Below are 13,597 nucleotides of genomic sequence, written 5' to 3' on the forward strand. Positions count from 1 at the left end.
TTTGCTTATTCATTGACAGGCCCGCTGAAAACGACCATTAACACGATCAATCCCGAGATGACCATACAGGCATAAGCGAGCGAAGAAACTGCTGCTTTGATCAGCTTGTTTTTCACTTTGTACCTGCTGACATAAATAGAGGCCACCGCAACAAACATTAATCCCATAGCACCAAGCGCAAACCACATTTTCATCAATGCCACACTCACGTCCGTGCCCCCCGTCCCATCATTGTAAGCGTTATATTTCATTTTAATATACAAATGTTGAAAAGATCAACAGGTTTTCCATCTATTGAAAAAACAAAAAAACTGAAGCAAAGAGGGGGACTTTGCTTCAGTCAAGTTGACTATATTCACCTATACGTCTGAGATACACTCTCTTGGACTTCGATGCTATAGTATGCGTAGATGCGTACGTCTGCATCCTCTTCTGCCTAAATCAGCAAATGTTTTAAGCGATTTCAGCCGGAGAGTTCCGCGTTTTGGACTTTCGTCATTTCAGAATATGCAGACGGCATGTTATTGTCACTTCACCCGGTTTTCGAATGTGTTGACCAAGTCTTCCATCTCATGGGTTTTCACTCTGGCCATTAAAGATTCTACAGCCGTTTCTACCTTCTGCCCGTTAAATAACACTTGGTGAAGCGCCTCTGTAATCGGCATTTTCACTTTGTATTTTTGAGAAAGCTGATACGCCGCTTTCGTCGTCCGCACGCCTTCAACAACCATTCCCATCTTGTCAAGGACAGCCTCAAGCTTGTACCCTTTGCCGAGCAGGTTGCCGGCGCGCCAATTGCGGGAATGGACGCTCGTACACGTCACGATTAAGTCGCCTACGCCAGTCAGGCCGGAAAAGGTGAGAGGGTTTCCGCCCATCTTTGTGCCGAGTCTGGCGATTTCAGCAAGACCGCGGGTGATCAGGGCCGCTTTTGCGTTATCTCCGTATCCCAATCCGTCTGTAATTCCCGCTGCCAGAGCGATGATGTTCTTTAACGCTCCCCCTATTTCAACACCGATCATATCCGGATTGGTATAGACACGGAAATGCTGGTTCATAAATAGATCCTGAACCGCTTCTGCAGCCTCGATATTTTTTGAAGATGATGTAACAGTCGTCGGGTGTCTCAATCCGACTTCCTCAGCGTGGCTCGGCCCTGAAAGCACAACGATATCTTTTCTGTACTCCTCAGGCAGCTCCTCTTCCATTAATTCAGAAATGCGGAGAAGCGAATCCGGCTCAATTCCTTTGCTGACATGAACAAAGATCGACTGTTTCGGGATGTAAGGCAGAGCCTTTTTCAGCACTTCCCGAATGGCTTTTGTCGGAACCGCCACAATGATGAAGTCAGCTCCTTTTAAAGCCTCGCTTAAATCAGCTGTGCCGATGATAGAGCTTGACAGCTCCACCCCCGGCAGATAATCTTTGTTTTCATGCAGCCCGTTGATTTGATCGATCAATTCGGCACGGTGCCCCCACATCATGACTTGATGTCCGTTATCAGCCAGCACTAAAGAAAGTGCAGTGCCCCAGCTTCCCGCTCCAAGCATTGCCACTTTTTTCATCTCTGTATCACACCTTTTTATTTTCTTGCTCTTGCAAATATTTTAATTGGCGTACCTTCAAATCCGAAAGCATCACGGATTCGGTTTTCTAAAAAGCGTTCATAAGAAAAATGCATCAGTTCCGGATCGTTGACAAAAACAACGAAGCTCGGCGGTTTAACAGCGACTTGAGTCGCATAATAAATTTTCAGACGGGAGCCATTGTGCGTCGGAGTCGGATTCATGGCGACCGCATCCATGATGACATCATTTAAGACATTTGTCTGCACGCGGAGAGAGTGGTTTTCACTCGCTTTAATAATCGCAGGCATGAGTGTATGAATCCGCTTTGTCGTCAGTGCCGACATGAACAGTACCGGCGCATAATCGAGAAATTGGAAATGCTCCCGTATATTCTGTTCAAATTCTTTCATCGTGCGTTCGTCTTTATCAACGGCATCCCATTTGTTTACGACGATGACGACGGCTTTTCCTGCTTCATGAGCATATCCGGCGATCCGCTTGTCCTGCTCAAGGATGCCTTCTTCAGCGTTCAGTACCACGCCGACGACGTCTGAGCGGTCAATGGCTTTTAATGCCCGAAGTACACTGTATTTTTCTGTTGTTTCATATACTTTTCCCTTTTTTCTCATGCCCGCCGTGTCAACAATCACAAATTCCTGCTGGTTATAAGTGAATGCCGTATCCACAGCGTCTCTCGTCGTTCCCGCCACGTTGCTCACGATAACCCGCTCTTCGCCGAGCATCGCATTGACAAGAGAGGATTTTCCGACATTCGGACGGCCGATCAGGCAGAATTGAACGACATCATCATTATACTTCGTTTCGGGAATGTTTTTAAAATGCTCGGCACAAGCATCGAGCAAATCTCCCAATCCCAAACCGTGAGTACCGGAAATCGGATAAGGCTCTCCAAAACCGAGCGCGTAAAAGTCATAGATGTTCGCTCTCATTTCGGTATTATCTAATTTATTAACGGCTAATACGACCGGTTTTTTCGTCCGGTACAATATTTTTGCCACTTCTTCATCCGCAGACGTCACACCTTCGCGGCCGTTCACCATAAAGATGATCACATCAGCCTCGTCCATGGCGATTTCGGCCTGCTGGCGGATCTGTGTCAGAAACGGTTCGTCTCCGATGTCAATTCCGCCCGTGTCAATCAGGTTAAAATCATAATTCAGCCATTCCGCCGAACTGTATATCCGGTCCCGCGTCACTCCGGGGGTATCTTCTACTATTGAAATTCTTTCACCCGCAATCCGGTTAAAGATTGTGGATTTTCCCACATTCGGTCTTCCGACAATGGCTACGACAGGTTTACCCATAGTACCCTTCCTTTCAATCCAGCCGCTTACATTTTCACAAAAATTGTTCAACCGGTTATTAAAATCATCTTCGCTATGAAAAGAACCCTTCAAACAGAAGGGCTTAACTCATTTATTATATCAGTTTTCACCGAGATCACAATGTATTCTTCGAAATGTTTCGCATTCATGCAACAGTCTCCGTCCGTTTTCAAGACATTTTGGTGGCCCCTTTGCCCTGCTTTTTGCTTTTTTGGCTGATGCGTGCGGCAAGCTGTTCATAGGTAGTCAGCCCGATAAGCAGAATCACTCCCGCCGAGCAGCCTGAAAGCCATTGATAGCCGCCGACGGCTGCCGCACCTGCAATTTTGTGAATGACCGCCGAATACAATAACTCTCCCTGGCACATGCCGAGAACAAAAAGACAAAGCCTCTCAGGAAATCGCCCCTCAACAGAAACCGTAATAACGGTAAGCAGTATGACAGCCGCCCACTCAGGTTTTATGATAAACCAAACGGGATCATATAATGCAAAAAGAAAGATAAAGCCGTACGCTGCAGCAGCCGTCAGATGAATCAGGACATTACGGAGCCGCTTATGCATACCGAGGCTCCCCGCGTAAACAAATGCGGCAGCAAAAAACATGACATATGCCGCGTTTAGTGTAAAATAAGCGGTCATCTGATGTATGCTTGCCATCATATTAGTCAAAATAAAGACTGATACGTAAAAACGGCTTTTCGTTTTGGCAAAAATAAAAGTCGCAAGTATCCATAAAAACCACATCGACCAGTAATAATAAAACGGTTCCATAAATCGCTCCTCCTTTGATCAGTATGGAGCGGGAACGCATTTTTTAAACCAATTATCCTGAAAGGAGCGGATGATGATGGGAAAAGACAGACAGGAGAAAAAACTGAAAGCCTCCCGCCGAGTGGAATCGGACCGCGACGATTCGATTCACCATAAAGGAGCGACAAGCCTCGAGCAAAACGGGGAATTCCGAAAAAGAAAATCGTAAAGCAAAAAAGGCATGCGGGTCCGCATGCCTTTTAACGTCTGCTGAAACGGGATGTGTCAATTCCCCGTTCAGAAAGCCAGTGATGTGTGTCACCTTTTATAACCAAAGGCGCCTTTTGCAATTGGGCGACCGTTTGACACCCAAGGACGGTCATAATTATTTTGAGCTCTTGTAAAAGCGCCGTCATCTCGTCAAAAAGACCCTCTTCTCCTTTTGAGGTGAGAGCTTTCAGGAATGTGCCCGCCATTCCCGCGCAGCATGCGCCGAGAGCAATCGATTTAGCGACATCCAGCGCACTTTGCAGCCCTCCGGATGCGATAACAGATTGATCAGCGGAAAGCGAACGGATTTCAGCTAAACTTGCGGCTGTAGAAATTCCCCACGTGTTAAAAAATTGAAGCGCCTTCTCTCTGCGCAGATTTTCAATTTTAGAGAAATTTGTCCCGCCGTATCCGCCGGCATCAACGGCCGCCGCCCCGGCATCAAATAACCGCCGTGCCGATTCCCTGCTCATGCCGAAGCCGACTTCTTTGACAAAAACGGGCACTCCCGCTCCATCGGCAATCCGCTCAATGCGGCTGAGAGCGCCCGTAAAGCTTCTGTCCCCCTCAGGCATGACGATCTCCTGAATCACATTCAAATGAATCTGGAGGGCGTCTGCTTCAATCATATCAACTGCCCTTTTCGCCTGCTCGGCGTCCGCCTCGCTGCCTAAATTCGCAAATATTAAACCGTCCGGATTCTCTTTTCTGACGATTTCGTAGGAATACCGTTCAGCGGGATCTTTCAACGCCGACATTTGCGAACCGACAGCCAGCGGCATGCCGGCTTTGCGCGCGGCTCTTGCCAGTGACCTGTTAATTTCGTATGTAAGCTGTCCGCCGCCTCCTGTCATCGCATTGATAAAAATCGGCGAACTGCTTGTGAGTCCGCCGATTTTCGTTGAGATATCCACTTTTTCCAATGCAAGGTCTGGCAGGCTGACATGAACAAACGTAATATCATCAAACCCCGTTTCCCGGCTCTGACCGGTAGACAGCGCATGATTTATATGTTCTCTTTTGCGTTCTGCTCGTGTCACGTTTTATCACCAATTTATTTTAATTTATTAAGCTTGTCTCCGATTAAATCGCCAAGCTGGAAGCCGGTGCTCGGCTCTTCTTTCGCCTGGTATTGGCGGAAGTCCTCCTGATCGGCTTTCGGCGCTTCTTCAAGCTCACGCATGCTTAAGGAAATGCGCTCTTCGCTTTCGTTCACGTCAAGCACTTTCACTTTAACAGTCTGTCCTTCTTCAAGCACTTCATGCGGCGTTCCGATATGTTTATTGGAAATTTGCGAAATGTGCACAAGTCCTTCCACGCCGGGAAGAATTTCTACAAAGGCGCCGAAGCTTACAAGGCGCTGCACTTTTCCTTCAAGCACATCTCCCTGCTTCACCTTTTCGCCGATCTGGCTCCAAGGTCCCGGCAGTGTTTCTTTAATAGATAAAGAAATGCGCTCGTTATCGCGGTCTACGGACAATACTTTCACTTTTACGTCCTGTCCCTCTTCCACGACGTCAGACGGTTTTTCGACGTGTGAATGAGACAGCTGCGAAATATGAACAAGTCCGTCGATTCCGCCGATGTCGACAAACGCGCCGAAATCAGTCAGGCGCTGCACTTTTCCTTCAAGCACGCTTCCAACTTCAAGCGTTTGGAGAAAATCATGCTTTTTGGCTGTCTGTTCTTTTTCCACTACAGCCCGGTGTGAAAGAATCACACGGTTTTTATCACGGTCAAGTTCAACGACGATAAGAGAGAGAGTTTTCCCTTTATAGTCAGTGAAATCCTCGACGAAATGAGCTTCGACAAGTGATGCGGGAATGAAGCCGCGAACGCCGATATCAACGACGAGACCGCCTTTCACCACATCTTTCACTTCAGCTTCAAACACTTCTTTTGTTTCGAATTTTTTTTCAAGGTCTTCCCAAGCGCGGTCAGCATCAACGGCACGTTTAGATAAAATCAAAGCATCGTCTTCCACTTTTGTTACTTTCAGGTCAAGCTCGTCGTCAACTTTTACGACATCCGATGCTTTCTCTACATGAAGACTTGATAATTCACTGATTGGAATGATCCCGGATTGTTTGACATTGATAATTTCGACATCCACATGCTTGTCCTCTACCTTTGTCACAATCCCTTTTACTACATCTCCAACCTCTGGCACTTGAACATCAATTTGATTCATTTCCTCTGTCATTTGAATAACCTCCTTGGTCCAAACCTACACAGCTTAATTAAAACGGTTTGAAAGCTGAACATGTGAATGTCCGCTTTCAGCCGAATATGTATTAAAGAATCATCCAAAAAAAGATTTTGAATGATCAATAAAAAGTTTTATTAGTATTAACTTCTAATAAAAGGACTGGTTTGTCAAGCAATAACATCTTGTCTTTTGAAAAAAATTAAAATGAGCTCCGCCCGATGTTAACGTGATTTCTGTTCAACAATCTCCAGAATTTTTCCTGCGACCTCGGGAATGCTCAGTGACGTCGTATCAATTTCAACCGCGTCATCCGCTTTGCGCAGCGGGGAAACTTCTCTCTCTGAATCGAGTTTATCGCGCCTTGCAATTTCTTCAATGAGCGTCTCGTAATTCACGTCATAGCCCTTTTTCTTATTCTCTTCATATCGGCGCTTCGCTCTTTCTTCTACGGACGCCAAAAGGAAAATTTTCACTTCCGCATCAGGCAGCACGTGAGTTCCGATATCACGGCCGTCCATGACGACGCCGCCTTTTTCTCCGAGCTGCTGCTGTCTTTTCACCATTTCTTCTCTGACGCCTTTATGCTTGGCGGCGATTGATACTTGGTTGCTGACTTCGTCTTTTCGGATTTCTTCTGTTACATCTTCACCGTTTACCAGAACGATTTGTCCTTCCGGAGCGGATACAAGCTCAATTTCCGTACGCTTCAAAAGCTCTGTGAGCGCGGCTTCATCCGTTAAATCGGCATTTTGCTTGAGCGCTGTATATGTAATGGCACGATACATCGCTCCCGTGTCAATGTACACATATGATTTTTTCTCAGCCACTATTTTAGCAACGGTGCTTTTTCCGGCAGCCGCCGGACCGTCGATTGCAATTGATAATTTCTTGTCCATAATCTCTCTCCTTGCTCTTTACTCCTCTATGGATTGTATCATGAACTATCCGAAAAGGGGCGAAAAAATTGAGACGATTTACCGCTTTACCGTTTCAATCCATTCTTTTTTCTCCATTTTATCCACTCCTTCATATTTCACAGCTTTCGAAATATAAGGTTCAATAGGCTGATAATGAAGCAAAAACTGTACCGCCCCCAAAATAACGAGCTGAATGCAGACCAATTTGACCAGCAGACGTTCAAATGTTTTCATACACGCGCACCTCCATTAGGATTAGTATGGAAAAGTGCGCTGCAGTTTATTCCGGCTGACGGTTTCTTCTCTGCTGCAGCTGCGCGCGCATACAGTATCGGAGTATATGCTGCTGAGACACGGGGTCGATGTCTGTAAATTCAAGCGTCATTTTTCGTTTCGCCGCCTTTTCATCATAAAAAACCCGCTGGGTAACAGCCTCGGCCGTTATATCCGCTGTATTTTCCTTTTCGGAAAGAGAAAACGAAACATGCAGCTTTTCACCCGGTTCCGCGGAAATATGTTCAGGCAGCACAACTGCAATTCCGCCGGCGCTCATATTAGAAGAAACCGTTTGAAAGGCGGTTTTTTCCGCTTCCATTTTGACGGCTACATCCAATACAGCGTCTGCACGGACGTACCGGCGTCTTTGAATCCGCTTCATTTCTTCCTTAGGGGGAATATCCAGTCCGATCATCGGGATGGGTTCTTTTTTCTTCCCTTTGATTATGGTTTTAAATTGATAAGGCACTTGGCCGTTCCCCATAAATTCAGCTGTTATCTCCAACCCTTTGTGCAAAAAGACCGTCCGTCCCGTATCCAGATCGACGGGATATGAGATGTACAGTTCACCGCTTTCAATACTGACTGCTTTGCTCCTCGCTTTTTTGAACTCATTGTTCTCTATGTATTCAATCCAAATATAATCTCCGACAGCTATCATGGGACTTCACTCTTTCATTATTTATGCTTTTATTAAAGCATGTAATAAAAAAAAGGAAAAGACTTTTAGCCCTTTCCTCCTTTATTTTTATAGGTCTTTATATATAGGTTCTGCACTTTTTAATTTTTCTATTTTTTCTTCTTTTCCGTCGTCCGCATTGATAAACATTTGATATGTGTCTTTCCCGATCGTCCCGAGCATTTCATAGCAAAGCACTTCCTGGCCGAGTTCATTCGTGATCAATGCCTGCCGCGTCTCCCGGACTTCAACATTTTTATTCAGCTTCGCTTTCGCTTCATCAGCCGATAAAGCCGGAGCCGGAATTGTTCTCGTGCGGTGCGCCGCCAAATAATCACGTGCGGAGAAACCGACGACTTCACCGTCATCCAGCGCCACCTTCATCCGGATGGCTTCCGGATAAATACGGACGTTTTTCTCAACGGGAATAAAAGAAAAGACGCCGATGTTGTTATATTGCGCGCTTTCATCAATTTCGAGATTTTTTGTTTCATAACCGTTTTTCTTTAAAAACGCGACGGCCCGGTTAGATGCTTCATTGAGGCTGATCTTTTGTTTCTTCACGGCCCGCTTTTGAATTAAATAGACCGGATGTCCGCCTTTTTGGGTAATATCCATATAGATAAAAGACTTGCTGTCGGCGTCTTTCATGCGGATGCTGTATACGTCCCGATTCGTCTTCCGGCCGCTTTTTACCACTTTAATGGAATAATTATGATCAGGCGCAAACCTTTGCGCGATTTTGACTGCTTCTTTTTCTGTAATTTGTTTTCCTTTCAGATGCGTAAAACCTTTTCGTTCTGTGTTTGCGCTTGTAAACGTAGGGCTGGTGCTGTCTTCAGAAAAAGCGCCTACATTTTTTTCGACAGTTTTAAAGCTGTCGACGATCGTATTATCGCTTTGTTTTTTGTCAGAGGCGAGCGCCATCTCAACATCCATCCACCGCAGATTTTTGCTCATGACGAGATGCTGAACGCTGCGCAGCTGGTTTTGAATGTTCTCCGCCTGTTTGTACAGGCTGTTCAGTGTTGTATACTCTTTCTTATCAAGCGGTTTTTGATCTAAATCCCGGACCGATGTTTTATAGCTGAAATCTCCTATATTGGATAAAAACTCCTCCGTCTTATTAAAAGGCATGAGAGTCAGCGGCAGCTGGCTCACATTGTTATGAGCTTCAGATGTTATTCTCCATACATCAATGAGCGCCGGAGACAAAGATTTTTTACTGTTCATTGCAAGCGTCGTCCCGATTTTGTCGTGAAGCTGATCTACATGGTACGTCAGTTCATGAAATGCCCTCTGATAATTATTTTCCGCATGCAGAAGGACCGCATCTTTTTCCTGATGCTCTTTATATCCCCAATACCCGGTTGCGGCGATCGCGACACCGAGAACAGCGATAATGATTCCTCTAATCATGTTAACACCTCATTTTTCGTACTTTTACTCACAGAAAATGTGTTTTCCGATCTGTTTAATCTGCGGACGTCCCCAAATCCATTTGCTTGTCGCGGTATCAGGATTGAAATAATAAAGCGCGTTTTCAGAAGGGTCCCAGCCGTTAATCGCATCAAGAACTGCTTCTTTTGCTCTTTCATTCGGCTGCATATATATTTGGCCGTCGGCAACAGCGGTAAACGCGAGCGGTTCGAAAATGACGCCGGCCACCGTATTCGGAAATAACGGGCTTTTAATACGGTTTAAAATAACAGCGGCGATGGCAACCTGTCCTTCAAACGGCTCACCGCGCGCTTCCCCGTACACAGCCTGCGCCAGAAGATTGATGTCGTTGTTTGAGAAACCGCCCGGCATATTGGCCGCTGTTGTATTTTGCTTTTGATTTGACTGACCGCCTGTATTGTTTTGCGGTTTTTGAGCGGGCTTATTCGTTCCAGCAGACTTCTGGGCGCCGGCTGACGGTTTCGTTTGGTTTTTTAAAGGAACGTTGCCATAATGGGTGAACGTATTCCCTTTTTGAATCTGCTCCATTACATATTCGCGGTAGTATTTTGATTTTGAAATCAGCACCTGCTTGGTTTTCGCGCCGACGAGGCCGTCAACCGGCTTCATGCCGAATTTCTCCTGAAAATTCCGTACGGCCCAGTATGTCGTCCAGCCGTAAACACCATCGATTTTCCCGTTATAAAATCCGTTATATTGCAGACGGGCCTGCAATTCTATAACATCATCACCCGTTGCGCCTCTTTGAATCACTTGATTTGAAAACGCATGGGCCGTTTCATGATCGAAGATAGCGGCGGCGAATGAAAATAGAATAAGACAAGCCATAAACGCTCCTTTACACTTCATCTTTTCAAGCCTCCTCCAGCAAAATTTAAAGTGTATCCGTATTGTCTGTCACGAGGTTATTTTTATGCACGTTTCCTTCTTATCCCCTGTCAAGGCATAAAAAAGAAACCGCACGCGATGCGCGGTTTCTTCACACTTGGATTATATTGACGGAACGTGCTTTTTTTGCCTTCCTCAGCCCGAACCACCATAAAAACAGCATAAACGGCAGCATATAATATACCCAATGATTGAGGGCGGTAAGAATAAAATCGTAAGAACCGTGCAGACATGAAGGCACGACCAGTGAAATCACAAGCCACTTCACACGGGCTTTTTTCTGCGAAAAGCGGGCTTTTCCGAGATAAAACCCCATGATCACCCCGATCAGCGCGTGGCAGGAGACTGGCAGAATCGCCCTGATGAAAGCATGCTCAACACCGTGGCCGAATAAATAAAGGATATTTTCAAGCGTCGCAAAGCCTAATGACACACTGGCCCCGTAAACGATTCCGTCATAATGCTCATCAAAATGAGCATGCGGGTACACACTGATCATCAGAACAAACCATTTCACCGATTCTTCCAAGAAGCCCGAAGACAAAAACGAAACGAAAAAGCTTCCTCCCCCTACATGCTCTTTTTCAAGAACATACTGGATGAACATGGTCGGAAACACAAGTACAACCCCGAGAAAAAAAGACCTCAGCACCATATGTACGGGTTCATTGTCATATTGATCTTTTAAATAAAAATAGCTTAACAGCGCAATGCCGGGAGCAATTCCTGCAGAGATGATTGCAAACATCAGGCAACCTCTTTCCTTTATATTCCTATATCTATCGTACCATGTTGTTTATATTTTTACATCTTCCAATTTCTAAAAAAGAGCATATGAATGATCATATGCTCTCTGCACTAAGCCGTTTTGAAATTTCGTTTGCGATCAAGCCGCCGTGAAAACGGCCGTTCTCGATAAAAATTTCATTAGCGTTATTTCCCGCTGCAATAACCCCGGCAATAAAAACACCATCAACATTTGTTTCCATCGTTTCTTCCCGGAAAAACGGCCGGCCTGATTCTGCATCAATCTGCACACCGATTTTTTCAAGAAATCCGTGATCGGGATGATATCCTGTCATGGCAAATACGAAATCGTTTTTCAGCCTGACCGTCTCATTCCTGCCGGAGCGGAAAATGATCTCATCTTCCGTCACTTCTTCAAGACAAGCGCCAAATTCCATCCGGATTGTTCCGTTTCTGACGAGGGCCTCAAACTCAGGCAGAATCCACGGCTTGATGCTCGGGGAGTACTCGTTTCCTCTGTAGAGCACCGTAACGCGCGCACCGGACTTCACCAATTCCAAAGCCGCATCTACACTTGAGTTTTTCCCGCCGATCACTGCGACATCCTTATCAAAATAAGGATGGCCTTCTTTAAAGTAATGAAATACCTTAGGAAGCTCTTCACCCGGTATGTTCATATAATTCGGATGATCATAATATCCTGTCGCGATAATACAAAACGGAGTGAGATAGCGGTCTTTTGACGTTTCAACAAGAAAACGGCCGTCTTCTTGTTTCGTGACGCGCTCCACCGTTTCAAAGGCGTTTACACGAAGCTCTTTTCTTCTGACAACCTCTCTGTAGTACGAGAGAGCCTGTATTCTGACCGGTTTTCTGTTTTCCGTTATAAAGGCGACATCGCCGATCTCCAGTTTTTCACTTGAACTGAAAAAAGTTTGATGTGTCGGATAGTGATAAATGCTGTTTACGACATTTCCTTTTTCGATCACAAGGGCGTTTACGCCAATTTGCTTCAGATGTATAGCCGCCGATAATCCGCAAGGACCTCCGCCTATTATAATTGCTTTTTCTTCTGTCATGTCCTTCAACTCCTGCGATTTGGCATTTCCATCATAAGTTTCCACTCATATAAAAAATCTCCTATATTATCATAGGAGATTTTTTTTGTTTATGCAAACGATTGGTTTATATCCAGCCTCTGAAACGCGAAGCCTCCGCCATTTTCCGCACGCCGACCATATAAGCCGCAAGCCTCATGTCAATCCGGCGGTTTTGGGACATTTCATAAATATTATTAAACGATTTTACCATCATATTTTCCAGTTTTTCTTCGACTTCTTCTTCACTCCAGTAGAAGCCCTGGTTATTTTGAACCCATTCGAAATAAGAAACCGTCACACCGCCGGCACTCGCCAGAACATCGGGAACCAGCAGCGTTCCTTTGTCTGTCAGGATTTTCGTTCCTTCCAGTGTCGTCGGTCCGTTTGCCGCTTCTACTACAATTTTCGCTTTGATGCGGTCAGCGTTTTCTTCTGTAATTTGGTTTTCGATCGCTGCCGGGACCAGTATATCACAGTCAAGCTCAAGCAGCTCCTGATTCGTAATGGTATCATTGAAGAGCTTCGTCACTGTTCCGAAGCTGTCTCTGCGGTCAAGCAGGTAATCAATATCAAGACCGTCCGGATCGTAAAGACCTCCGTACGCGTCAGAAATTCCGACAACTTTCGCGCCGGCGTCATGCATAAATTTTGCCAGATAGCTGCCCGCGTTTCCGAAACCTTGTACGACGACGCGCGCGTTCTGAATATCGAGGCCTTTTTTCTTGGCCGCTTCTTTAATGCAGATGGTGACGCCTTTTGCCGTAGCTGATTCCCTGCCGTGGGATCCGCCGAGTACAAGCGGTTTTCCCGTAATAAAGCCGGGTGAGTTAAATTCATCAATTCTTGAATATTCATCCATCATCCAAGCCATAATCTGCGAGTTTGTAAATACGTCAGGTGCCGGGACGTCTTTAGTCGGTCCGACAATCTGACTGATTGCTCTGACGTATCCTCTGCTCAGTCTTTCAAGCTCTCTGAATGACATATTTCTCGGATCACAAACAATTCCGCCTTTACCACCGCCATAAGGAAGATCAATAATTCCGCATTTTAAACTCATCCAGATGGAAAGTGCTTTCACCTCTTTTTCAGTTACATTCGGGTGAAAACGAATACCGCCTTTTGTCGGACCTACGGAATCATTGTGCTGTGCACGATAGCCTGTAAATATTTTCACAGACCCGTCATCCATCCGAACCGGAATTTTAACCGTTAATAATCTGAGCGGCTCTTTCAGCAGTTCATACACTTCTTCTGGATACCCCAATTTTTCCAGAGCTTTATGTATTACGGTTTGGGTTGATTTTAATACATCATGTTTGTCTTCTTCATTATGACCGGTGAATCGATCGGCTGCCATTTGAGTTAACCTCCTAAAATCTTCT

The 13,597-nt window shown here is 45.5% G+C and carries 15 protein-coding genes; 1 reads left to right on the forward strand and 14 read right to left on the reverse strand.

Translation table 11 applies throughout. The features are described from left to right. Positions 1–5: 5 nt before the first annotated feature. The 4 genes from AADZ70_RS06510 to AADZ70_RS06525 all read right to left on the reverse strand — a co-directional run bounded on the left by AADZ70_RS06510 (position 6) and on the right by AADZ70_RS06525 (position 3,686). Positions 6–209 (reverse strand): DUF2768 domain-containing protein, encoded by a 204-nt coding sequence (locus AADZ70_RS06510; RefSeq protein ID WP_003153435.1) that lies wholly within the window; start codon positions 207–209, stop codon positions 6–8. Positions 210–527: 318 nt separating this feature from the next. Continuing rightward, a complete protein-coding gene (locus tag AADZ70_RS06515; protein WP_342007896.1) occupies positions 528–1,565 on the reverse strand; it encodes an NAD(P)H-dependent glycerol-3-phosphate dehydrogenase in 1,038 nt (345 codons plus the stop codon). Between the two features lie 17 nt (positions 1,566–1,582). Then, positions 1,583–2,893 (reverse strand): ribosome-associated GTPase EngA, encoded by a 1,311-nt coding sequence (engA, locus tag AADZ70_RS06520; protein ID WP_016939109.1) that lies wholly within the window; start codon positions 2,891–2,893, stop codon positions 1,583–1,585. Positions 2,894–3,083: 190 nt separating this feature from the next. Next, positions 3,084–3,686 carry a hypothetical protein gene (locus AADZ70_RS06525; protein WP_045925474.1) on the reverse strand — a complete coding sequence of 201 codons (603 nt, stop codon included), beginning with the start codon at positions 3,684–3,686 and terminating at the stop codon, positions 3,084–3,086. A 76-nt stretch (positions 3,687–3,762) separates the two neighbouring features. On the opposite strand from AADZ70_RS06525, the gene AADZ70_RS06530 reads away from it, so the two are divergent. Further along, positions 3,763–3,894: a YpzI family protein gene (locus tag AADZ70_RS06530; protein WP_003153429.1), complete on the forward strand. Its 132-nt coding sequence runs from the start codon at positions 3,763–3,765 to the stop codon at positions 3,892–3,894. A gap of 31 nt (positions 3,895–3,925) precedes the next feature. Here AADZ70_RS06530 and fni read toward each other — a convergent pair whose 3' ends face one another. From fni to gudB, 10 genes are all read right to left on the reverse strand, one after another. Continuing rightward, positions 3,926–4,975: a type 2 isopentenyl-diphosphate Delta-isomerase gene (gene fni, locus AADZ70_RS06535; RefSeq protein ID WP_016939112.1), complete on the reverse strand. Its 1,050-nt coding sequence runs from the start codon at positions 4,973–4,975 to the stop codon at positions 3,926–3,928. 14 nt (positions 4,976–4,989) lie between these two features. Further along, positions 4,990–6,138, reverse strand: a complete 1,149-nt coding sequence (gene rpsA / locus AADZ70_RS06540; RefSeq protein WP_045925476.1) for a 30S ribosomal protein S1 — start codon at positions 6,136–6,138, stop codon at positions 4,990–4,992. 227 nt (positions 6,139–6,365) lie between these two features. Further along, entirely contained in the window at positions 6,366–7,040 is a 675-nt protein-coding gene (gene cmk / locus AADZ70_RS06545; RefSeq protein WP_016939114.1) for a (d)CMP kinase, read from the reverse strand. Between the two features lie 78 nt (positions 7,041–7,118). After that, the gene (locus AADZ70_RS06550) at positions 7,119–7,295 is read right to left on the reverse strand and encodes a YpfB family protein (RefSeq protein WP_016939115.1); all 177 of its coding nucleotides are present in this window, start codon (positions 7,293–7,295) and stop codon (positions 7,119–7,121) included. A 46-nt stretch (positions 7,296–7,341) separates the two neighbouring features. After that, a complete protein-coding gene (locus AADZ70_RS06555) occupies positions 7,342–7,998 on the reverse strand; it encodes a flagellar brake domain-containing protein (RefSeq protein WP_342007897.1) in 657 nt (218 codons plus the stop codon). A gap of 87 nt (positions 7,999–8,085) precedes the next feature. Continuing rightward, positions 8,086–9,435, reverse strand: a complete 1,350-nt coding sequence (gene ypeB, locus AADZ70_RS06560; protein ID WP_016939117.1) for a germination protein YpeB — start codon at positions 9,433–9,435, stop codon at positions 8,086–8,088. Positions 9,436–9,459: 24 nt separating this feature from the next. Further along, positions 9,460–10,326, reverse strand: coding sequence for a spore cortex-lytic enzyme (sleB, locus tag AADZ70_RS06565; protein ID WP_016939118.1), 867 nt, complete (start codon positions 10,324–10,326; stop codon positions 9,460–9,462). A gap of 130 nt (positions 10,327–10,456) precedes the next feature. After that, positions 10,457–11,113: a glutamic-type intramembrane protease PrsW gene (gene prsW, locus AADZ70_RS06570; protein ID WP_045925478.1), complete on the reverse strand. Its 657-nt coding sequence runs from the start codon at positions 11,111–11,113 to the stop codon at positions 10,457–10,459. Between the two features lie 94 nt (positions 11,114–11,207). Further along, positions 11,208–12,191, reverse strand: a complete 984-nt coding sequence (locus AADZ70_RS06575; protein WP_045925479.1) for a YpdA family putative bacillithiol disulfide reductase — start codon at positions 12,189–12,191, stop codon at positions 11,208–11,210. 106 nt (positions 12,192–12,297) lie between these two features. Next, positions 12,298–13,572 (reverse strand): NAD-specific glutamate dehydrogenase, encoded by a 1,275-nt coding sequence (gene gudB / locus AADZ70_RS06580; protein ID WP_016939121.1) that lies wholly within the window; start codon positions 13,570–13,572, stop codon positions 12,298–12,300. Between the last annotated feature and the right edge of the window lie 25 nt (positions 13,573–13,597).

The sequence above is a fragment of the Bacillus sp. YBsi01 genome (assembly GCF_038406745.1).
Classification (GTDB): domain Bacteria; phylum Bacillota; class Bacilli; order Bacillales; family Bacillaceae; genus Bacillus; species Bacillus siamensis.

Excerpts from the sequence above, each read along its gene's own strand:
- AADZ70_RS06530 (WP_003153429.1), top strand. The coding sequence starts at position 3,763 with ATGGGAAAAGACAGACAGGAGAAAAAACTGAAAGCCTCCCGCCGAGTG.
- rpsA (WP_045925476.1), bottom strand. The coding sequence starts at position 6,138 with ATGACAGAGGAAATGAATCAAATTGATGTTCAAGTGCCAGAGGTTGGA.
- AADZ70_RS06550 (WP_016939115.1), bottom strand. The coding sequence starts at position 7,295 with ATGAAAACATTTGAACGTCTGCTGGTCAAATTGGTCTGCATTCAGCTC.
- AADZ70_RS06555 (WP_342007897.1), bottom strand. The coding sequence starts at position 7,998 with ATGATAGCTGTCGGAGATTATATTTGGATTGAATACATAGAGAACAAT.
- sleB (WP_016939118.1), bottom strand. The coding sequence starts at position 10,326 with ATGAAGTGTAAAGGAGCGTTTATGGCTTGTCTTATTCTATTTTCATTC.
- cmk (WP_016939114.1), bottom strand. The coding sequence starts at position 7,040 with ATGGACAAGAAATTATCAATTGCAATCGACGGTCCGGCGGCTGCCGGA.
- gudB (WP_016939121.1), bottom strand. The coding sequence starts at position 13,572 with ATGGCAGCCGATCGATTCACCGGTCATAATGAAGAAGACAAACATGAT.
- AADZ70_RS06525 (WP_045925474.1), bottom strand. The coding sequence starts at position 3,686 with ATGGAACCGTTTTATTATTACTGGTCGATGTGGTTTTTATGGATACTT.
- AADZ70_RS06515 (WP_342007896.1), bottom strand. The coding sequence starts at position 1,565 with ATGAAAAAAGTGGCAATGCTTGGAGCGGGAAGCTGGGGCACTGCACTT.
- ypeB (WP_016939117.1), bottom strand. The coding sequence starts at position 9,435 with ATGATTAGAGGAATCATTATCGCTGTTCTCGGTGTCGCGATCGCCGCA.
- engA (WP_016939109.1), bottom strand. The coding sequence starts at position 2,893 with ATGGGTAAACCTGTCGTAGCCATTGTCGGAAGACCGAATGTGGGAAAA.
- AADZ70_RS06575 (WP_045925479.1), bottom strand. The coding sequence starts at position 12,191 with ATGACAGAAGAAAAAGCAATTATAATAGGCGGAGGTCCTTGCGGATTA.
- prsW (WP_045925478.1), bottom strand. The coding sequence starts at position 11,113 with ATGTTTGCAATCATCTCTGCAGGAATTGCTCCCGGCATTGCGCTGTTA.